Below are 19,931 nucleotides of genomic sequence, written 5' to 3'. Positions count from 1 at the left end.
GCGTCTGTATCGACGAGGCTGGATCAGCGGCTATCGTACCGGTCGGTCAGGAACAGTCCGAACGCGCCGGCGACGGCGTCGGCCAGCGCGTCCGTCCGCGTGACCCGCCCGTCGGTGTAGACGCCGACGGCGCCCTCCCGTTTGGCGACGGCCTCGCGGCCGAGTCTGTCGTCCAGTACCGGGCCGAGTTCTTCGCCGTCCCGAACGCGACCAGCGACAGCCGCCGGGAGTCGAATGGACGGCCCGTCACCGAACGCCGTCGTCTCGCCGTCGGTGACCGCCGCCCACATGACGAGCCACAGGCCCTCGGGTTCCGTTCGGTCGGCGACGCCGCCCTCGATACCGACACCGAAGTCGGCGTCGGTGTCCGACAGCGCCGCAGTCGCTCGGTTCCGTGCGCCCGTGGCCGTCTCCTCGCGACCCCACGGCTGTTCGGCCACTCCGGAGTCGACGCCGACCGACACTACGGTGGCGTCGGGCAGAATTCGTTCGACAGCGGTCCGCTTGACCGGGTTCTCGCTCCCGACGGCGACGTCCATATCTCCGGAAACTGCTGAATGATTCATGAGTGTTGTTATTTGAATGGTCGTGGGTGTCGTACACAAACGACTGTTTCGTGGCGTGAGTCGCCCGTCCTCGTTCCGATACCACAATTTTTAAATCTCTTTCGGACAGACGCAGTATTACCGATTGCCTCCGGGTTCTACGGCGAGTCCCACCCGGTGAGCACCCGCCTTCGCAACCAATGAGCGAACACACGCGAACACGACAACGAACGGACGAGCAGACAGAGGAATCGAGTTCGACATCGACCGCCTGCCCGGAGTGTAGCGGCTCTCTCGTGATGGACGACGAACACGGCGAAACGGTCTGTGAGGACTGTGGGCTCGTCGTCGAATCCGACGAGATAGACCGCGGGCCGGAGTGGCGCGCGTTCGACTCCAGCGAGAAAGACGAGAAGTCCCGCGTCGGCGCGCCGACGACGAACATGATGCACGACAAGGGCCTGTCGACCAACATCGACTGGCGCGATAAGGACGCCTACGGCAACTCCCTGTCGGGCAAGCAGCGCCAGAAGATGCAGCGCCTCCGCAAGTGGAACGAGCGGTTCCGTACCCGTGACTCCAAAGAGCGCAACCTCAAGCAGGCGCTGGGCGAAATCGACCGGATGGCCTCCGCGCTCGGTCTGCCCGAGAACGTCCGCGAGACGGCTTCTGTCATCTACCGCCGCGCGCTCGACGAGGACCTGCTCCCCGGCCGCTCCATCGAGGGCGTCTCGACGGCCTCGGTGTACGCCGCCGCACGGCAGGCCGGCGTCCCGCGGTCGCTCGACGAAATCACGGACGTCTCCCGCGTCGAGAAGAGCGAAATCGCCCGCACCTACCGCTACGTCGTCCGCGAACTCGGCCTCGAAGTGAAACCCGCCGACCCCGAGAGCTACGTCCCCCGCTTTGCCTCCTCGCTGGAGCTCTCCGACGAAGCCGAACACCGCGCCCGACAACTCCTCCAGAACGCGAAAGAGCAGGGCGTCCACTCCGGGAAGTCTCCGGTAGGCCTCGCCGCCGCTGCCGTCTACGCTGCCGCACTGCTGACCAACGAGAAGACGACGCAGGCCGCCGTCAGCGAAGTCGCCGACATCTCCGAGGTCACCATCCGTAACCGCTATCACGAACTCCTCGAAGCCGAGCAGGACCTCCCCGTCGCCTGAGCGGGTCAACCGTCGGATAGTCTCGGGCGTCGTCCGGTACGGGCGCCGGTGGAGAATCACGGCTGATAACCACGGAGATATGTTTAATCTGCTGGACCGTCGCGGTGGGAACATGGCTTCAGATTCGGGCAACGTTGCCCAGAGTGTGGCCGGGTCCAGCGACCGGGAACTCGGCACCGCTATCGACGAGTTGTTGCGCACCTCAGAGAGCGTCTCCGCCAGTTCGCAGGAGATCAGCGACCTCGCGAACGAGCAGTCCGAGAACATGCGCGAGGTGGCAGGCGAGGTATCGAACCTCTCGGCGACCGTCGAGGAAGTCGCATCGAGCGCGAGTCAGGTCCGGCAAGTGAGCGACCGCGCGCGCGACCTCGCAGACGAAGGGCGTGAGGTGGCCGACGACGCCATCGACGCGATGGAGTCTGTCGACGAGGCCAACGAAAACGTCTCCGACGACGTCGAGAAACTGCGCGACCGTATCGACGAGATAGACGAGATAGTGGAGGTCATCAACGACATCGCCGACCAGACCAATATGCTGGCGCTGAACGCCTCCATCGAGGCGGCCCGGGCCGGCGAGGCCGGCGAAGGGTTCGCCGTCGTCGCCAACGAGGTCAAGAGCCTGGCCGAGGAGTCCCAGGAGAACGCCACCGAGATAGAGCAACTCGTCTCGAACATCAAGGCCGACACGGAGGACACTGTCGAGAGCATCGACGACGCCAACGAACAGGTCGAAGCGGGTATCGAGCAGGTGAGTCGAACCGTCGAGATTCTGCGCGACATCGACGAGGCCGTCGAGGAGGCCGCCCGCGGCGCCGAGGAAGTCGCCTCCGCCACCGACGAACAGGCTGCCTCGACCGAAGAGGTCGCCAGCATGGTCGACCTGACCGCCGAGAACGCCGAGGAGGTCGCCGACGAAATCGAACAGATAGCCGCGGCCAACGAACAGCAGACCGCGAAGATAACCGAGATTCAGAACCTGCTCGACGACCGATAACCGCAAGACACGAGTCCCGTCGACTTCAGAGGTCGCTATGGAGACGAGCCACCGGGTCGTCACGGGCGACGCCCGAGAGTTGCCACTGGCAGACGACAGCGTCGAACTCGTCGTCACCTCGCCGCCGTACCCGATGATAGAGATGTGGGACGACATCTTCGCCGCGTTGGACCCCGACGTCGGGGTGGCACTCGACGAGGGCGACGGCGACAGGGCCTTCGAGTTGATGCACGACGTGCTCGATTCGGTGTGGGCCGAAATCGAGCGCGTCCTCGTGCCGGGCGGCATCGCCTGTATCAACGTCGGCGACGCCACGCGGTCGCTGGACGACGGGTTCCGGTCGTACCCCAACCACGCGGAGATAACCGACCGGTTCACCGACCGTGACATGCGAGCGCTCCCGGACATCCTCTGGCGGAAACCGACCAACAGCGGCGCGAAGTTCATGGGGTCGGGAATGGTCCCGCCCAACGCCTATCCGACGCTGGAACACGAACACATCCTCGTGTTCCGCAACGGGGAGCGACGCCGCCTCGAACCCGGCGCCGACCGACGTTACGAGAGCGCGTACTTCTGGGAGGAGCGCAACGAGTGGTTCTCGGACCTCTGGGAACTGCCCGGCGAAGCACAGGACATCGACGACGGCCTGCGCGACCGGTCGGGGGCGTTCCCGCTCGCGATTCCGTACCGCCTCGTCTCGATGTTCTCCGTCTACGACGACACCGTGCTGGACCCGTTCCTCGGCACCGGCACCACGACGCTGGCGGCGATGGCCGGCGCCCGCAACTCCGTCGGCGTCGAGCGCGACCCCGACCTGGTGCGAGCGCTCGCCGAACGAGTGGAGCGTCTCCCGGACCGTTCGGAACGGTTGGCCCGCGAGCGACTGGCCGACCACCGCGAGTGGGTCGAACAGTACCGGGACGCCGGGAAGGAACCGGGCTACGAGGCCGAACACTACGACTTCGCGGTCAACACCAAACAGGAGCGTCGCATCCGTCTGTACGCCGTCGACGGCGTCGAGCGAACGGACGAGGGGTATCGCGTGACCCACACGCCCGTCGAGTGACCGGATGAGCGGGGGCGGCGTGGAAGACGCCGGTCGTCGGCACGACGAGTATCGCGCTAATTGTTAACACGCCGAGGTGAGAACAGGACAGTGGGGATACCTGCGATGACCCTGACAACCGTACCCAGATACGACCGCGACGCGGTCGACACCGTCGGAGACCACGCGGTAGTCGTCGGTGCGAGCATGGCGGGGTTGCTGGCGGGGCGCGTGCTGGCGGACGGCTTCGAGTCGGTGACGGTCGTCGAGCATGATTCGCTCCCGGACGAACCGACTACTCGCCGCGGCGTGCCGCAAGGCGACCACGTCCACGCGCTCCAGGAGGCCGGCCGGGCCACCCTCGAGGACCTGTTCCCGGGCTACAGCAAGGAACTCCTGTCGGCCGGCGGCCTGCTCGTCGACACCATGAGCGACTTTCAACACTACGAGAAGGGCGGCTTCCTCGCGGACGGAGAGACGCGCATGCCGATGTACTCCGCGACCCGCCCGCTGCTCGAACAGGTGGTCCGTCGACGTCTCGCCGCCGTCGACAGCGTCACGCTCAGGACCGAGTGCCGGCAGGTCGACTACCTGACGAACAGGGACGGCACGGCGGTCACCGGCGTCGAACTGCGAGACGACGGCGGCCGCGACGAGGTGGCGGCCGACCTCGTGGTCGACGCGACCGGCAGGACGAGTCAGACGGCGGCGTGGCTCGGTGACAACGGCTACGAGTCACCCCCCGTCGACGAGGTCCACATCGACATCGCCTACAGCACCATCAGCGCCGAGCGACCGATCGGCGACCACCGGGCCTTCTTCGTGCCGCCGGACCCGCCACGCACCCGCGGGGCCGGCGTCTTCCCGGTCGAGGACGGCCACTGGGTGGCGACGTTCGCGGGCGTCCACGGCGACCACCCGCCGACCGACCCGGCCGAACTGCGTGCGTTCGCCGCCACCCTCCCGGTGCCCGAACTGGCCGAGATAGTCGACGAACAGGAGCTGACCGAGGCCGACGTCGCCCACTACCCGTTCCCCTCTAACCGACGCCGCCGCTTCGAGGCCCTCGACCGGTTCCCGGACGGCCTCGTCGTCACCGGCGACGCGCTGTGCAGTTTCAACCCCATCTACGGGCAGGGGATGTCGGTCGCGGCCCTCGAGGCGCTCGTGCTCCACCACACGCTGGCGTCGGCCGAGGACACCGGGTTCGGACTGCGGTTCTTCGAGGCGGTCGAACCGATCGTCGACGTGCCGTGGTCGATCGCAGTCGGCGGGGACTTCGAGTTCCCGGCGACGACCGGTCCGAAACCCCGCGGCACCGACCTGTTCAACCGATACATCGCGCGCCTGATGCGGCAGGCCCACTCGGACTGGCGCCTGCGCGAGGCGCTGGTGCGCGTGTTCATGATGGAGACGCCGCCGAGCACGCTGCTGCGGCCGACGACGGCGTGGCGCGTCCTCAAGCCGACCCGGTCGGACGTCGAGACGCTCTCGACGCGGCCGTTCGCGAGCGGGCACTGGGGACGCCCGTAGCCGCCTGCGGGACCGCCACGGAGGCGTCGTCTTTTTACTCCGTCTCCGCCGAACACCGGGTATGGACTTCACCTCGTTCACGCTACTGGCGGCCGGGTCGGACCTCTCGATGGAACCGGCGGCCCGCGAAGACGCCGACGGCGTCGAACTCCGCATGGACTTCGCCGAGGACCCGCTGGGCCAGCTCGACGCCTACGACGGCGACCTGCCGGTCCTCGTGACCAACCGCGTCGGGTGGGAGGGCGGCGAAGCGCCCGACGACGCCGCCCGACTCGACGCGCTGGAACGCGCCGTCGAGTACGACTCGGTGACGGCGGTTGACCTCGAACTCGCGGCGCTCGACGGTGCTGGCGACCACGACGCCGGCCGGGTGGCCGACCACGCCCGCGACCACGGCGCGTCCGTCGTCGTCTCGACGCACGACTTCGAGGCGACGCCGGACCGGGCGGCCATCGAAGACCGACTTGCGCGGGCCTGTGAGTACGGGGACGTGGGGAAGATGGCGTCGACAGCCCACTCGCCCGACGACGTCCTCGCGATGCTCGGCGCGACCCGTGCGCTATCGGCTGCCGACGAACGGGTGGCGACGATGTGTATGGGCGAGGCCGGCCGACATTCGCGGGCCGTCGCGCCGCTCTATGGCTCTCTCATCGGCTACGCGCCGGTCGACCCGGACGAAGCGACGGCCCCCGGGCAGTACGACCTCGCGACCCTGCGTTCGCTCGTCGAGCAGTTACAGAGCAAGAAGTGACCGACGTTCGAACGCTGGCGGTGTCGCTCAGTGGACCGGGCCGCTGGTCTCTCGCCGGTCGAAGGCGTCGGCGGTGACTGGAAAGCAGGATGCTACCGGCCGTAGGTCAGCCGCGTCGCCACGTCGTCGAGGCGGCGCTTGACGCCCGACAGCCACGCGGCGGGTGAGACGGCCCGAGCCTCGTCGTCGGACACCTCGATGCGCTCGCTGCCGAACGCACTGGACCCGTCGCCGTCCGAGACGTCTACGACGGTGGTCATGCTACACCGACCGCAGGTCTCTGTCTCTTTGCCCATGATATACCGTGATAATTGCCGGGAGAGACGAATAAAGGTTGCCGCTGTGCGTGGCTCGCGGGGACCCGTCAGCGAGCGGTCGGTGTGTCAACTGCCTCGGTTCGGCCTCGGAACTCGTCTGCGTGGGTAGCGCCGACCACTGCGTTCAGTGGTGACGCCAACCGGTCGTCGTCGGGTTCTGTGCGAACGTCGACACGGCGGGCCGCGTCGTCTCCGGGCAGACGTTTTAGGTGGATCGCCGACGAGTGTGCGGTATGGGGTATCATCACATTATGCCCGGCGACGTGAGCGCCACGCCAGACCGGCCATGCGTCAAGCGGGCCCTAGGCGACGTCGCAGGGCTAGAACAGATGGCTGCGAACGTCTACGAAGTGGCACCCGGCGAGCAGATTCCGCTGGCTTATCACTACCACGACGACCAGGAAGAGGTGTTCTACGTACTCTCGGGCACCCTCCACGTCGAGACGCCGGACGAGACGTTCGAAGTGGGGGCCGACGAGGTGTTCGTCGTCGAACCCGACAGCCCACAGCGAGCGTACAATCCGGACGCCGCCACTGAACCAGCCCGGGCGTTCGTCGTCGGTGCGCCGTCCGTCGACGACGTCCATCCGTACGACCCAGACGGATGAGCGAATCTGACGACACTCACCGGCCGGCGGACGCGCCCGAGACGGTGGCCGAGGCGGAGGCGGAGTTGCCCTCGTGGGACGACGAGTATCTCCAGCGCGTCGCCGACCGCCTGAAGTTCAACTACGACCTCCAGCGGGACTACGCGGCAGGCGGGGAGCGCTTCGAGATGTACGGCCGCCTGTACGTCGAGAGCCAAAAGCAGTTCCTCCACCAGTCCATCAACTGGGCCAACTACGAGACGGTCGAACACCTGTTCGTCCGGCGGGCCGACGGCGTCTCGGAAGCCGACCTCGACGCACTCGTCGAGTTGGGGCACGACCTCGCCGAGGAGTGGATAGAACCGAGTGAGGAGCATCAGGGGACGGACTTCACGTTCGTCCTCGTCGTCCCGGACGTCCCCGAGAACGTGCGGTCGTACGTCGACGGGTTCCGCGACCGGACGCTGCTGAAGTACGGCTACTACGGTGCCTACGAAGTGAACCTCGCCGTCGTCGCCCCCGATCGCGAGGACGCCGTCGGGAGTACGGAGGCTGACGTGACCGCCGCCTTCGAACTCTGGCGTGACCTCGAAGCGGGACCGAGCGGGCTGCTGGGTCGGCTTCGGGCCTGGCTGGGATGACTCGACCGGTCGTCGCCCTCGCTCTCGTCGCCGTCGTCGCACTGGCAGGGTGTTCCGGCGGCCCGTCGCGCGTGGTCGCCGCTGGGTCACCGGCGGCGGTAGACACAAATGCCCTCGACGGCACCGGGTACGAGTACGTCGGGACGACCAACAGGACGCTCAACACGACGGTCCAGTCCGTCATCAGCGGTGACGTGCAACTCGACGCCGAGCGACCGGTGACGGCGACGACGCCCATCGCGACCTACCGGCGCGGGACCGACAGCGGCCCCGCACTCCTCCTCGTCGCCACGGCGCCGGCCGTCCGACCGGTCGAGAACCAGCCCACCGTTCGGAACCCGCTGGACACGCTCTCGACGGCCGACCTCGTGGGCTACCTCCAGTCGACCTACGCCGTCGAGTCGCTGACACGGGGCGAGAACGCGACGGTTCGATTGCTCGGCAACGAGACGGTGGCCCGGACCGACACCGGCGTCGCGACCTACGACGGCAAGTCGACCCGGGTGGTCGTCACGGTCGCGTCGGTGCGCGACGGCGACGAGTTCGTCACCGTCGTCGCCGTCGCCCCGCGCTCGGTGGCCGACCACGAGCGAGTCAAGCGGGTCGTCGCTGGCGTCACGCACTGAAAAAGTACTGCGAGGCGTCGTCTCCGAACGGCGGTCGGCGCGTCGCCGACGCCGCTGGAGCGGGCTTCAGTCGTCTGCCGGGGCGGCACCGGGCCGTTCGCGCACGGTCCGGATGTTCTTGTAGCCGATCCAGACCAGCGAGAGCGCGAGGCCGACCAACACCAGTGCCAGCACGATTTGGACGGCCACCGAGATGCGTGCGAAGATACCCGCACCCTCGGCGAAGCCGCCCTGGATGAACTGGAGGTACAGGTTCTGGTACAGCGAGAGGTACAACAGCGCACAGACGGTGATGACGGTCATCAGCGCCATCGGCACGCCGGTGCTGATGAGCTGTTTGTCGTCGTCCCAGTTGGCCAGCCACACCGTCGCGGTCAGCAGTGCCAGCGCGGCAAGCAACTGGTTCGCGCCGCCGAACAGGGGCCAGAGGCTCGCCCACGACCCGCTGGCGACCAGCGCGTAGGCGACGAGACACTGGATAGCGGCGTTACTGTAGCGGTTGATGCCGACCTCCTGTGCCTGTCGCACGACGGTCGACTCGGCGTCGGGCGTACCGACGATTTCCTCGGCCATGTAGCGCCCGAGTCGGACCGCCGTGTCGGTCGAGGTCAGCAGGAAACTAACGAGCACGAGCGCCATGAACACGGCACCGACCTGCTGTGGAATGCCGAAACTCGTCAGCATGACGGCGCCGCCCGACGCGAAGTTCGGCAGGGCACGGCCGATGCCACCACCAGCCGTGACGCCGGCGACGGCGACGGTGCCGAGTGCGACTGTCGCGAGGAGCCCCTCACCGAGCATGCCGCCGTAGCCGATGGGGCGGGCGTCTGATTCCTTGTTCAGTTGCTTCGCAGTGGTCCCCGAAGAGACCAGCGAGTGGAAGCCGCTGATGGTCCCACACGCGATCGTCACGAACAGCAGCGGGAACAGCGGCAGGCCCGCCGTCCCCATGAAGCCGTAGTACGCTTCGAGTTCGATGACCAGCGGTTCCGCGGACGTCCCGAGCAACGTCCCGACGATGACCGCCAGCAGCGCCCCGCCGACCCCCGCATACAGCAGGAACGACGAGAGGAAGTCACGCGGTTGGAGCAACATCCACACCGGGAGCACCGACGCGATGGCCGCATACAGCAGGATGACCGGAATCCAACCGGCGGTGTTGGCACCGAGCGTGCCCGCCGCGGGCACTATCGACGCCAGTCCCGACCCGAACAGAACAGTCGTTCCAGCCACGTACGAGGAGCCCTCGGCGGCCGGGAACAGTGCGATGGGGAAGTTGAGGCCGACCCACACGCCGCCGAAGACTGCGGCGACGAAGACGGCGGTCCCCGGGATGAACGGGAGGTCTAGCTGGTAGAGGTAGACCCCGAACACCAGCGCCAGCGCGATGTACACGAAACTCGCCGTCGCGGCCTGCGGATAGGCGTTGAACACGATGGCGACGACGAGTGCGAACACCGCCACCACGAGAATGATCGTGAGGAACGCGAACCACAGCAACATCTTCTTGCCCCGTTCGCCGACGTATTCGCCGATGATGTAGCCGATGGACTTCCCCTCGTGTCGGAGACTCCCCGACAGCGAGACGAAGTCGTGAACGCTACCCATCAGCGGGTTGCCGATGGCGATCCACAGCAGCGCCGGGGCCCACCCCCAGACGACGCCGGCCGTGATGGGCCCGACGATGGGCGCACCCCCGGCGATGCTGGAGTAGTGATGTCCCAGCAACACCGGTTTCTTCGAGGGGACGTACTCCTGTCCGTCCTCGTACTTGTGTGCCGGTGTCGTGTTTTCGTCGCTCAGTTCGACGAACTGTGCGAGATACCGCGAATACCCGAGGTATCCTACGCTGAACGTGAGGAGCGTCGCGACGACGAGCCACAGTACTTGTACCATGTTGTCTACCCTCATCCGTATCTGTGGGCAAAAAGTATTTAATAATTGTGGACAATTGGGGTCGGAATCGCCAGAGAGAAACCGAGCAGTGGCTACGCCGGCCCCGTCGGACCGCCCGGAATGGTCATGCCTGTGGCGGGGACGCGGCCGTCTCGATGCCGAGTTCCTCGGTGACCTCCGCGAGGAGGTCGCCCTTGATTTCGGAGACGCGCTGTTCGATGACGGCGACGACCGGTTGGTCGAACTCCGAGTGGATCCGTTCGAGTCGGTCCTGTTCGGTCCGGTGCCGTTCCCGCAGATACGTCGCGCCTTTGCCGGTCTCGTCGTCGTCCGGTGCCGGTGCGACCTTGTTGACGACGAGGCCGCCGACCGTCAGGTTCGCGTCGGTCAAGTCGTCGATGGCACGGCGGGACTCCTCGATAGAGAGTTCGTCCGGGTTCAACACGAGGTAGAACGCCGACTCCTCGCGTAGCGTCTCGCCGGCGAACTCGAACATCTCCTTGCGTTCCGTGAGTCGGCGGATGATGGGGTCCTCTTTCAGTTTCTGTCGGGCCTCCTTGTCCCCGATAGCGGCCTTCTCGAAGAGGTCGACGCTCTCCTTGCGCTTGGCCGTGAGTCGCTCTATCCACGATTCGAGGAACTCCGGGAGTGCGAGCAGTCGGAGCGTCCCGCCGGTCGGCGAGGTGTCGAAGACGACCCTGTCGTACTCGTCGCTGTTTCGCATCACGTCGATGAACCGGTCGAACAGCGCCGCCTCGTAGGCCCCGGGCGTCCGGTGGGCCAACTCTATCTGGCGGTCGATCTCGTTGACGATGGCCGGACTCACCTGATCCGACATCGTCGACTTTATCTCCCGCATGTGGCGCTGGACCTCCTCGTCGGGGTCCAGTTCCATCGCGAAGAGGTCCTCGTGGCCCTCGACGGGTTTCGGGTCGTCGTCGAACTGCTGGTCGAAGACGTCCGAAGTGCTGTGGGCCGGGTCCGTCGAGACCAGCAAGGTCCGAAGACCGTCGCGAGCGCACTTCAGTCCGTAGGCGCTGGAGACGGTCGTCTTGCCGACGCCGCCTTTCCCGCCGAAGAAGACGAACTTGTTCATGTTAGAAGTGATACTGCTGGCCCTTGCGTTCGATGTACGACTGACGGTCCCACATCCGCCGTTCCCACTGGACGAACTCGTCGGTCAGGTACGGGAGGAGTTCGGCCGTGTAGTAGGAGACGGGACTCGGGATACCGAAGGCGTCGGCGAAACAGGCGAACATGAACACGTCCGCCGTGTCCTCGGCTTCCTTCTCTATCTTCTCGAAGGACGGGTGCTCTATCATCCCGTGATAGAGGCCGTGCAACCACTCCTCTACAGTATCGAGGTAGGCCCGAATTCGTTCATCTACGTTCATGGGTATTGGTAGCAGGCGCGTCCCAGATACGTGTTCCGCCGGTCAGCACGCACACCCAGTCGACCCCTGTGACCGCTCGAACCGCATCTCGTCTCCGCAGGTCGGGCAGTTCGGAGTCCCCGCTCCCTCGACGTCGACGTCTCGAATCCGTTCGTTACAGTCGTCACACCAGTAGGCACCCTGCGACATCTCCTCGGTGACGTCGCCGCGGTTCGCCGACTGCGTCGACGCCCGTAGCACCTCCTTGACCGTCGTCAGGATACTCATGGGTCGACGTACCCACGTGATGGACATAAACGTTCGTGTAGGATTGTGGCCCCGACGCACAACCGCCGCGCGGCCGGCCGTCAGGCGACGCTGTCGGCCAGTCCGTCCAGCATCCGGTCGAGTTCGCCGCGCCGCTTCCAGGCGGCGATGCGGTCGGTCAGCGAGGCGAGGGGCAGTCCGAGACCGACCGACGACCGGACCGTCACGTCGCTGCCGTGGTCCCGCGCTACGTACGTCAGCGTCGTCTCCATCGCCTCGAACGGCCCCTGTTCGCCGACCTGTCGGTAGTGGAGTCCGTCAGCGCGGTCCTCGAACTCGAACACCGCCTCCATCCCACCGCCGCGGGCCGTGACTCGCTGTCCCTCGTCGGTGTCCGCTGTCGCCACGACTGTGAAGGTCCCCTCGGCTTCGAGGACGGTCGACGGCGAGAGCACGCGTTCGAGTTCGGCCGGCGTCGCGTCTACGAACCGCGTCTGGACGACCTCGCGCATGGCAGTGCTGTCGCCGCCGCCTGCCATAGTTCCACGGGCTACTGGGCAACGAGGGGCAAGGCGAGCGCCGCGACGGCCAGAAAGCCCCCGACGACGCCGTAGAGGAGTCGCCTGAACCGCGCCTCGGCGGGTATCTCTCCCCTGAGGGACGGCCGCTCTGTCCAGACGTAGCGGTGGTAGGCGACGGCGGACGTCAGGCCGGTCACCGCGGCCGCGACGGCGAGGGCTACCGGGAACGAGGCCCCCAGTTCCATGGCGTAGATGGGGCCAAAGGAGAAACTCACGGCGAACCCGAGCCCGCTCACGACGAGGAACGGGACCGGGTCGACTGGAGTGCCCTCGCGGTTGTGGAGCATCACCGCATCCTTCGGACAGGCGGAATATGAACCCATCTATCTAGACAGATCGTCAACAACTAATCCACACAAATAAGACCGCCCCAGCCCCCACAGAGGGGTATGGCATCCGACGGAGACATCCGTGTGCTGCTGGTGTTGGATCTCCTCCTCTCGCTCGCGTTCAGTACCGTCGTCGTCTGGGGGCTGAGCTTCTTCGACCTCGCGTCGTTCACACTTCGAAGCGTCGCCACGACGGCGCTTGCGCTGGCGGTACTGACGTATCTCCTCGTGCTTCGCTGATACTGGTGGCTGTAAGTTCGTAAAGATATTCGCCACCCCGAGGTGGCGAATTACTTCAGTTTGTTACAGCCACCAGTATGAGTCACGCCAGCCAGTCGGCCAGCGACGAGACACCACGTATCGGCGCGGCGGGTACCCGCTGGTGCGACGGCGCGCTGGCAACACAAACCGATACACTGCTCGCTGACACCTCAGTAGTTCGGAAGATATAGGGGAGTGTGCCACCGACGTTCGGAATATGACTGATACTGGGCGAAAGCGGCCGTGGCTCGCCGCGACGCTCGCCCTGCTCTATCCCGGGTTGGGACACGTCTACCTGCGGGAGTGGCTCCGTGCGGTTCTCTGGTTCGGCCTCGTCGTCAGCACGTCGACGTTGCTCATCGGTGACGAGGTGGTGGCACCGCTTCAGGACGGGTTCACCGTCGACAACGTACTCGCCGTCTCTGAGGCCCTCCCGGTCGAAGTGGCCGTGGCGCTGCTGGCTATCAGGGCGCTCTCGATGGCCGACGCGTACCTGATGGCCACCCGGGAGAACGAGGCCACGGAAATCGTAGCGGGCGCGAAGTGCCCAAACTGCGGGAAGGAACTGGACGAGGACATCGACTTCTGTCACTGGTGTACGACAGAACTCGACCGGCCGCAGGCGGGCGCAGAACAGTAGGACGGGTGCCGTGCCGACGGTGAGCGGTCGGCCGTTTACTTCTCGATGATGCTCTCTTCTATCTTCTCGCCGAAGTGCGTCGCCGTGTCCTCGTAGTGGACGAGAATCTCGTCGCCCGGTTCGAGGTCGGTGACGGCGGTGCGACCGTCGCGGGTGTGGACCTTGATGGTCTCTGCGTTCTGCAGCAACGTTTCGATGCGGTCGCCGTCCTCGGTTTCGGCCTGTATCCGGAACATCGGGCGCTTCTCTATCTTCGCGCGGCCGACGATGGCTTCGCGCGTGTGGCCCTCGGCGTCGACTATCTGGACCTCGTCGCCGGACTGCAGTTCCGAGAGGTACTTCGTCCCGCCGTCGGGCGTGCGGACGTAGGCGTGGACCGCTCCAGCGTTGACTCTAAACGGCCGCGAGGCGACGTACGGCGACTCCGCGGTTTCGGCGTGGACGAAGAAGAGACCGCGCGCCATCGACCCGACGAGCATCCCCTCGTCGTGTTCCATCAGGTTGCCCGTATCGATACAGACCCTGTCGGCAGAGCCGGTCTGTTCGATGGCAGTGACCTCGGCGTACTCCAGTTCGAGCCGTTCGCGACCCACCTCGTCGCGGACCTCGACGGTCTTGCGGATCTCGTCGACGTCGTCGGTGTCGAGTAACACGCCGTCCGCCCCCCGTTCGAGCGTCTCGTAGGCGGTGCGGGCGTCCTCGGCGGAGGTGACCCCGGCGATGAGGTCCGTCTCCTCGCCGACCCGAGCGATGAGGTTCTCGAGTGGAATTATCTGCCAGTTCTCGCTGACGACGATTGTGTAGTCGGCCTCGGTGGCTACCGCTTCGGCGAAGGCCTCGTAGTCCTCGTCGAAGATGCGGACGTATCCGCCCTCGGGACCGGCACCGTTCTGACGGAGCGCCGAGAGGTCGGCAGATCCAGAGAAATCAGAGGGGAGGTCGACGGTCCCGTCGCCTTCGCCGTCCTTGCCGACGATAGTCGCGTCGGCGTCGGAGTCGTCGCCCTCGGCGTCCATGACGTGGACGTCGCCGTTCGAGAAGGCGGCGACGTTGACGGCTCCGAGGTCCTGCACCCGTTCTACGTCGGCTTCGTCTACCAGTACCCAGTCGACGCCGGCTTCGAGGCCGGCGGTGATACGCCGCTTTCGCGTCTCCCAGTCACCGACTTCGTCGTCGGCTTTGAGCCACACGCTTCGTGTCATACCGCCACGTCCGCAACGGTGGGGCTTGAACGTGGCGGAACCTGCAGGCGACGCGCCGGTGACCGCTCGAAGCGACACGACCGGCGTCCGCTACCCGAGGGGCCGGCCGCTACGAATATCGCACGTGACAATGTGACCGATAGAATTATACATCTGATTGATAGATTGTATACGCAACACTATCTCGTTATGTGGTAGCATGATCGACAACCGCGTCTACACGGTCGCTGGGGCAAAGGGTGGAGTGGGGAAAACCACGACGAGCATCAACCTCGGGGCGGCACTGGCCCAGACCGGCTACTCGACAGTCACGGTCGAACTGGACCTCGCGATGGCGAACCTCGTGGACTTTCTCGAGATCGACATCGACGTGAGCGAGGCGACGACGCTCCACGACGTCCTCGCCGGCGAGGCCGACGCGAAAGCAGCCATCTACGAGACAGACACCGACCTCTCAGTGGTTCCGAGCGGGACTGACCTCGCGGGGTACGCCGGAACGGACCTCGACCGACTGCCCGAGGTCGTCGAGACGCTCCGGTGGCACCACGACGTGGTCCTCCTCGACACCCCCGCAGGCCTGAGCGAAGAGACGATGCGACCGATACAGGTGGCCGACGACGTGGTACTCGTCTCGACGCCGCGTGTGGCCTCGATACGCAACGTCAGGAACACGCTGGAGCTGGCAGACCGTGTGGACACCGACGTCCGTGGCCTCGTCTTGACGAAGTCGGGGACGGGCGCCTCACCCGGCGCCGACCGGATCGCCGACTTCCTCGACGTCGAGTTGCTCGGCCACGTCCCCGAAGACGACGCCGTGCCCCACTCCCAGGACAAGGGGTTCCCCGTGATCTCGAACGCCCCGAAAAGCGGCGCAGCCATCGCCTACCGGAAGATAGCGGGGCAACTGGTCGAAGGTCCACCGTCGCCCGACTCGACGGCCAGCAGTGTCGACGCCGCCGGGACAGACTCGGCCCGAGACGCCGGGCAGACCGACGACGCCACCGCCGGGCGGACGGTCGCACCCGAAGCGTACGGTCGGGAGACGACCGTCGGCCCCGCCGAGGCGGGACCGGACGAAGAACCGCGCCGACAGCACACGCCCGCCGACGAGACGAGTACCGACGAAGGCACTCGACCACGGGCATCGGTAACCGAGGAACCGGGGAGAGAAGGGGCGACGACCGATAGCGGCGTGGCCGACGACGACCACGCAGGCGGGCCAGCCCCCGTCGGCGGGACGAGTACCGACGAGGTGACGAAGACGGCGACTGCCGAGTCGGACGAGGCCGGCCGCTCGGCGCGAGCGCAGACGGGGGACGCCCCCGAAAGAGAGAGCGTGATGAACGACGATGACGAGGAGTCGACGGCGAACGAGAGATCGCTCGGCGCCCAGATACGGTCGCTGTTCGGGTTCTAGGCTTCGACGGCGAGGCCGGCCTCACGGAGGGCGTCGTCGGCCTCCGCGTCGTCGTGGACGACGCTGGCGACGGCCCGCGTGATCTTCTCGGGGTCCTCGTGCTGGAAGATAGACCGACCCATCGAGACGCCGGCGGCCCCGGCGTCCACCGCGCCGCGAACCATATCGAGCGTTTCCTTGTCGGTGCCCTTCGCGCCGCCGGCGATGACCACCGGGAGCGACGTGGACTCGACGACGTGCTGGAAGCTCTCGGCGTCGCCGGTGTAGCCCGTCTTCACGACGTCGGACCCGAGTTCCTCCGCGAGGCGGACGGCGTGGCCGACGTACTGGTTGTAGTCGTCGGCCTCGGGGTCGATGTCCGGGCCGCGGGCGTAGGCCATCGCCAGCACCGGCAAGCCGTACTTCGACGCCTCGGTTGTCAGGTCCGAGAGTGCGCTGATCTGCTCGCGCTCGTACTTGCTCCCGACGTTGATGTGGAAGGAGACGGCGTCGGCGCCGGCGCGGATGGCGTCCTCGACGGTCCCGGTCCGGCGCTTGTCGTTCTCGTCCGGACCGATAGTCGTCGACCCGTTGAGGTGGACGATGTAGCCCGCGTCGTTCTTGTTCGGGTGGACGCGGTCGGCGATGCCACGCTGGGTGAGGACGGCGTCGGCCCCGCCGCGCGTGATGGCGTCGATGGTCGATTCGATGTCTTTGAGCCCCGTTACGGCGCCCATGGTGATACCGTGGTCCATCGGGACGACGACGTACTGCCCGTCTGTCCCGATGCGTTCGAGTCGTGCGCGTGTCCCTGCGTTCATGATATGCGAGAGTGTGGCAAGAGCGATTATGTGCGTTCCGGTTGCGGCCGGTTCTGTGCCCCGCGAAGTGCGCCCTGCTTGAGTTCGCGGGCCAACTGTTCCAGTTCGTCGGCTATCTCCCCGGTCGGGTCGCCGCGCTCGTAGCCCTCGGCGACGATGTCGACGAGCGCGGACCCGACGATGACGCCGTCGGCGCCCGAAGCGACGATTTCCTCGGCGTGGTCGCCGGTCTTGATGCCGAACCCGACGGCTTTGGGCACGTCCCAGTCGGAGAGGCGGGCAAGCGAGTCCTCCGTGGCGTCGTCGACGTCGTCGCGCGCGCCGGTGACACCCAGTCGGGCCTGCACGTAGACGTAACCGGAGACCTGTTCCATCATCCGTTCCAGCCGTTCGCCCCGCGTCGTCGGCGCGACGATGAACACGAGGTCCAGTCCGAACTCGTCACAGGCCTCACGGAGCGGGCCGGCCTCCTCGGCGGGCAGGTCCGGGACGACGAACCCCTCGATGCCAACGTCGGCGGCCTTCTCGACGAAGGGACGGGGACCCTCCTCGCTGCCATATTGATAGATGAGGTTGTAGTAGGTCATACAGACCAGCGGCACGTCCACGTCGAGGTCTTCGACGAACTCGAAGAAGCGGTCGGGGGTCATCCCCGACTCCAGCGAGCGGACGATGGCGTCCTGAATCGTCTTCCCCTCGGCGATGGGTTCCGAGAACGGCAGGCCGAGTTCGATGACGTCGGCGCCGCCCTCGGCGAGCGCTTCGACGTACGCCAGCGAGTCCTCGTAGTTCGGGTCACCGGCGGCGAGGTACGGGACGAAGGCGGGTTCGTCCGCGAAGGCGCGTTCCAGCCCCATCAGATCCCACCTCCACCGACGCGGTTCAGGATAGACATGTCCGGCGCAATCGAGAGGTCACGCTTGCTCGTCTCCTCGATGACGGTTTCGAGGTCCTTGTCGCCGCGACCCGAGACGTTGACGACGACGGTGTCGCCCAGTTCGTCGTGGTGCTCGTCTCGCGGCTCCGCCGCTCGACCGTCCGTGGCGGTCCCCGCCACGCGCTCCAGGTAGCCGAAGGCGTGCGCTGTCTCCAACGCCGGGATGACGCCCTCGTCCTGCGAGAGGCGGTGGAAGGCTTCGAGCGCCGCCTCGTCGTCGACGTTGGCCGGCGTCACGCGGCCCTCGTCGACGAGGTGGGCCAGTTCCGGGCCGACGCCGGCGTAGTCCAGTCCCGCGGAGACGGAGTGGGACTCCATAATCTGGCCGTCCGAGTCCTGCAAGAGTTTCGTCCGCGCGCCGTGGAGGACGCCCTCGTCGCCCGTCGAGAGCGTCGCGGAGTTGGGCGCGACGCCCTTCGCTTCGTCGACGGTGAGCGAGGAGCCGCCGGCCTCGACGGCCACGAGGTCGACCGACGAATCGCCGACGAACTCGGCGAACGCGCCCATCGTGTTCGACCCGCCGCCGGCACAGGCGACGACCGAATCGGGGAGGCCGCCGGTCTCCTCGATGGCCTGTTCGCGGGCCTCCTCGGAGATGACCGCTTGAAAGTCCCGGACCATCTTCGGGAACGGGTGCGGGCCGACGATGCTGCCGATGACGTAGTGCGTGTTCTCGACGGTGGTCGCCCAGTCGCGCATCGTCTCCGAGATGGCTTCCTTGAGGGTTCCGCGCCCGACCGTGACGGGGTTGACCTCGGCGCCGTTGATCTTCATGCGGAAGACGTTGGGTCGCTGGCGGGCGATGTCCGTCTCGCCCATGTATATCTCACAGGGCATGTCCAGATGCGCGGCGGCCATCGCCGTCGCGGTGCCGTGCTGTCCGGCGCCCGTCTCGGCGATGATGCGCTCTTTGCCCATGTACTTCGCCAGCAGGACCTGCCCGAGCGCGTTGTTGAGTTTGTGCGCGCCGCCGTGGAGCAGGTCCTCCCGTTTGAGATAGACGTCCGTGTCGTAGCGGGCCGAGAGTTGCTCGGCGTACTGGAGCGGGGTCGGCCGACCGCCGAAGTCCGCCAGTCGCTCCCGGAACTCGTCCATGAAGCCGTCTTCGTTCTCCAGTACGTATCGTCCGTAGGCGTCGGCTAACTCCTCGATAGCCGGCATCAGCGCCTCGGGGACGTACTGTCCGCCGTACTCGCCGAACTTGGGGTCGTGTGCGTCGTCAGTACTCATGTCTGTGTCTCCGCGTCTGTCAGTCGCCGCGTGTTCTCGGCCACGTCCGAATCGCCGCCGTGGTCCATGATGGCCGACCCGACGAGCAGTGCGTCGGCGCCGGCCGCGCGCATCTGTGCGACGTCTTCTGGTGTCCCTATGCCGCTTTCCGCAATGAGGGTGACGCTATCGGGGGCCGCCGTCGCCGCCCGTGGGAACGTCTCGAGGTCGACTTCCAACTTCGCCAGGTCGCGGTTGTTCACGCCGACGACGTCCGCCCCGGCGTCGACGGCCCGTTCGACCTCCTCAGCGGTGTGGGCCTCGACGAGTACCTGAAAGCCCCGTTCGCGGGCCGCCGAGAGGAGGTCTTCGAGGTCGTCGGTCCCGTCCTCGTCCAGAAATCGAACGATGAGCAGGAGGACGTCGGCCTCGACGACGTCCAGTTGTTCCTCGTAGAGGACGAAGTCCTTCCGGAGGACGGGAACGTCGACGGCCTCGCGGACCCGTTCTAACGTCTTCGCGGACCCGCCGAAGTGGTCGGGTTCGGTCAACACCGACAGGGCCGCCGCGCCGCCGGCGACCATCTGCTCGGCCAGTTCGACCGGGTCGTCGGTTCGCTCGCCGTCGGCGGTCGGACTCGTCGGCTTGACCTCCGCGATAATCGGGACGCGCCCGTCCGCCTCGGCCGCCGCGAAAGCGTCGGTGAGCGAGCGCGCGTCGACAGCGACTCGCTCGCCCCCACCGCCTCGCTCGCGTGCCGCCGCGAGTATCGACTCGACTTCCTGTGCCAGTCCCGCATCGGATTCCATTACTGAAC

24 protein-coding genes are annotated in these 19,931 nt (G+C 66.5%); 11 read left to right on the top strand and 13 right to left on the bottom strand.

What is annotated here, in order from left to right:
• Positions 1–23 precede the first annotated feature (23 nt).
• Positions 24–539: an inosine/xanthosine triphosphatase gene (yjjX, locus tag IEY28_RS00750; RefSeq protein ID WP_188993629.1), complete on the bottom strand. Its 516-nt coding sequence runs from the start codon at positions 537–539 to the stop codon at positions 24–26.
• 206 nt (positions 540–745) lie between these two features.
• On the opposite strand from yjjX, the gene IEY28_RS00745 reads away from it, so the two are divergent.
• From IEY28_RS00745 to IEY28_RS00725, 5 genes are all read left to right on the top strand, one after another.
• Entirely contained in the window at positions 746–1,708 is a 963-nt protein-coding gene (locus tag IEY28_RS00745) for a transcription initiation factor IIB (RefSeq protein ID WP_166968619.1), read from the top strand.
• 112 nt (positions 1,709–1,820) lie between these two features.
• Complete coding sequence (locus IEY28_RS00740; RefSeq protein WP_188993627.1) at positions 1,821–2,702, top strand: methyl-accepting chemotaxis protein; 882 nt, start codon at positions 1,821–1,823, stop codon at positions 2,700–2,702.
• 37 nt (positions 2,703–2,739) lie between these two features.
• Positions 2,740–3,768, top strand: a complete 1,029-nt coding sequence (locus tag IEY28_RS00735) for a DNA-methyltransferase (RefSeq protein WP_188993625.1) — start codon at positions 2,740–2,742, stop codon at positions 3,766–3,768.
• A 105-nt stretch (positions 3,769–3,873) separates the two neighbouring features.
• Positions 3,874–5,280: an FAD-dependent oxidoreductase gene (locus IEY28_RS00730; RefSeq protein WP_188993623.1), complete on the top strand. Its 1,407-nt coding sequence runs from the start codon at positions 3,874–3,876 to the stop codon at positions 5,278–5,280.
• 61 nt (positions 5,281–5,341) lie between these two features.
• Positions 5,342–6,031, top strand: coding sequence for a type I 3-dehydroquinate dehydratase (locus IEY28_RS00725; RefSeq protein WP_188993621.1), 690 nt, complete (start codon positions 5,342–5,344; stop codon positions 6,029–6,031).
• A gap of 92 nt (positions 6,032–6,123) precedes the next feature.
• Here the strand turns inward: IEY28_RS00725 and IEY28_RS00720 are convergent, their stop codons facing one another.
• Positions 6,124–6,327 (bottom strand): DUF8007 family protein, encoded by a 204-nt coding sequence (locus IEY28_RS00720; RefSeq protein WP_166968609.1) that lies wholly within the window; start codon positions 6,325–6,327, stop codon positions 6,124–6,126.
• Between the two features lie 254 nt (positions 6,328–6,581).
• Here IEY28_RS00720 and IEY28_RS00715 point away from each other — a divergent pair, with 254 nt between their 5' ends.
• From IEY28_RS00715 to IEY28_RS00705, 3 genes are read left to right on the top strand one after another with little or no spacing between them, the layout of a single operon-like run.
• Positions 6,582–6,956: a cupin domain-containing protein gene (locus IEY28_RS00715; protein WP_188993619.1), complete on the top strand. Its 375-nt coding sequence runs from the start codon at positions 6,582–6,584 to the stop codon at positions 6,954–6,956.
• Positions 6,953–7,576 (top strand): DUF8052 family protein, encoded by a 624-nt coding sequence (locus IEY28_RS00710; RefSeq protein ID WP_229783058.1) that lies wholly within the window; start codon positions 6,953–6,955, stop codon positions 7,574–7,576. The genes IEY28_RS00715 and IEY28_RS00710 overlap by 4 nt, the downstream gene beginning before the upstream one ends.
• Complete coding sequence (locus tag IEY28_RS00705; RefSeq protein ID WP_188993617.1) at positions 7,573–8,202, top strand: DUF6517 family protein; 630 nt, start codon at positions 7,573–7,575, stop codon at positions 8,200–8,202. Before IEY28_RS00710 ends, IEY28_RS00705 begins: the two co-directional genes overlap by 4 nt.
• A gap of 66 nt (positions 8,203–8,268) precedes the next feature.
• Here the strand turns inward: IEY28_RS00705 and IEY28_RS00700 are convergent, their stop codons facing one another.
• The 6 genes from IEY28_RS00700 to IEY28_RS00675 form a co-directional block, all read right to left on the bottom strand.
• On the bottom strand, positions 8,269–10,098 hold the full coding sequence (locus IEY28_RS00700) for a carbon starvation CstA family protein (RefSeq protein ID WP_188993615.1): 1,830 nt from the start codon (positions 10,096–10,098) through the stop codon (positions 8,269–8,271).
• Between the two features lie 124 nt (positions 10,099–10,222).
• Positions 10,223–11,194 carry an ArsA family ATPase gene (locus tag IEY28_RS00695; RefSeq protein ID WP_188993612.1) on the bottom strand — a complete coding sequence of 324 codons (972 nt, stop codon included), beginning with the start codon at positions 11,192–11,194 and terminating at the stop codon, positions 10,223–10,225.
• Position 11,195: 1 nt separating this feature from the next.
• On the bottom strand, positions 11,196–11,492 hold the full coding sequence (locus tag IEY28_RS00690) for a DUF7990 family protein (RefSeq protein WP_188993610.1): 297 nt from the start codon (positions 11,490–11,492) through the stop codon (positions 11,196–11,198).
• Positions 11,493–11,534: 42 nt separating this feature from the next.
• Positions 11,535–11,759 (bottom strand): hypothetical protein, encoded by a 225-nt coding sequence (locus IEY28_RS00685; RefSeq protein ID WP_188993608.1) that lies wholly within the window; start codon positions 11,757–11,759, stop codon positions 11,535–11,537.
• 80 nt (positions 11,760–11,839) lie between these two features.
• On the bottom strand, positions 11,840–12,277 hold the full coding sequence (locus tag IEY28_RS00680; RefSeq protein ID WP_310915298.1) for an SRPBCC family protein: 438 nt from the start codon (positions 12,275–12,277) through the stop codon (positions 11,840–11,842).
• Positions 12,278–12,288: 11 nt separating this feature from the next.
• Complete coding sequence (locus IEY28_RS00675; RefSeq protein WP_229783057.1) at positions 12,289–12,642, bottom strand: hypothetical protein; 354 nt, start codon at positions 12,640–12,642, stop codon at positions 12,289–12,291.
• Between the two features lie 66 nt (positions 12,643–12,708).
• On the opposite strand from IEY28_RS00675, the gene IEY28_RS00670 reads away from it, so the two are divergent.
• Together IEY28_RS00670 and IEY28_RS00665 are read left to right on the top strand one after the other, a co-directional pair.
• Complete coding sequence (locus tag IEY28_RS00670) at positions 12,709–12,888, top strand: DUF8107 family protein (protein ID WP_188993606.1); 180 nt, start codon at positions 12,709–12,711, stop codon at positions 12,886–12,888.
• Between the two features lie 238 nt (positions 12,889–13,126).
• On the top strand, positions 13,127–13,549 hold the full coding sequence (locus IEY28_RS00665; RefSeq protein WP_188993604.1) for a zinc ribbon domain-containing protein: 423 nt from the start codon (positions 13,127–13,129) through the stop codon (positions 13,547–13,549).
• A 35-nt stretch (positions 13,550–13,584) separates the two neighbouring features.
• Here IEY28_RS00665 and IEY28_RS00660 read toward each other — a convergent pair whose 3' ends face one another.
• Entirely contained in the window at positions 13,585–14,751 is a 1,167-nt protein-coding gene (locus tag IEY28_RS00660; RefSeq protein WP_188993602.1) for a 3-dehydroquinate synthase II, read from the bottom strand.
• 199 nt (positions 14,752–14,950) lie between these two features.
• Here IEY28_RS00660 and IEY28_RS00655 point away from each other — a divergent pair, with 199 nt between their 5' ends.
• Complete coding sequence (locus IEY28_RS00655) at positions 14,951–16,168, top strand: P-loop NTPase (RefSeq protein ID WP_188993600.1); 1,218 nt, start codon at positions 14,951–14,953, stop codon at positions 16,166–16,168.
• On the opposite strand, the gene IEY28_RS00650 is transcribed toward IEY28_RS00655, so the two are convergent.
• The 4 genes from IEY28_RS00650 to trpC are packed head-to-tail and all read right to left on the bottom strand — an operon-like array spanning position 16,165 to position 19,923.
• The gene (locus IEY28_RS00650) at positions 16,165–16,968 is read right to left on the bottom strand and encodes a 2-amino-3,7-dideoxy-D-threo-hept-6-ulosonate synthase (protein ID WP_166968585.1); all 804 of its coding nucleotides are present in this window, start codon (positions 16,966–16,968) and stop codon (positions 16,165–16,167) included. The genes IEY28_RS00655 and IEY28_RS00650 overlap by 4 nt on opposite strands.
• Positions 16,969–16,994: 26 nt before the next feature.
• On the bottom strand, positions 16,995–17,825 hold the full coding sequence (gene trpA / locus IEY28_RS00645; protein ID WP_188993598.1) for a tryptophan synthase subunit alpha: 831 nt from the start codon (positions 17,823–17,825) through the stop codon (positions 16,995–16,997).
• Positions 17,825–19,135, bottom strand: a complete 1,311-nt coding sequence (gene trpB / locus IEY28_RS00640; RefSeq protein WP_188993596.1) for a tryptophan synthase subunit beta — start codon at positions 19,133–19,135, stop codon at positions 17,825–17,827. Before trpB ends, trpA begins: the two co-directional genes overlap by 1 nt.
• On the bottom strand, positions 19,132–19,923 hold the full coding sequence (gene trpC / locus IEY28_RS00635) for an indole-3-glycerol phosphate synthase (RefSeq protein ID WP_188993594.1): 792 nt from the start codon (positions 19,921–19,923) through the stop codon (positions 19,132–19,134). The genes trpB and trpC overlap by 4 nt, the downstream gene beginning before the upstream one ends.
• Positions 19,924–19,931: the final 8 nt, after the last annotated feature.

Source organism: Haloarcula pellucida, assembly GCF_014647235.1.
GTDB classification, from domain to species: domain Archaea; phylum Halobacteriota; class Halobacteria; order Halobacteriales; family Haloarculaceae; genus Haloarcula; species Haloarcula pellucida.
This window is presented reverse-complemented; position numbering and strand designations above follow the sequence as displayed.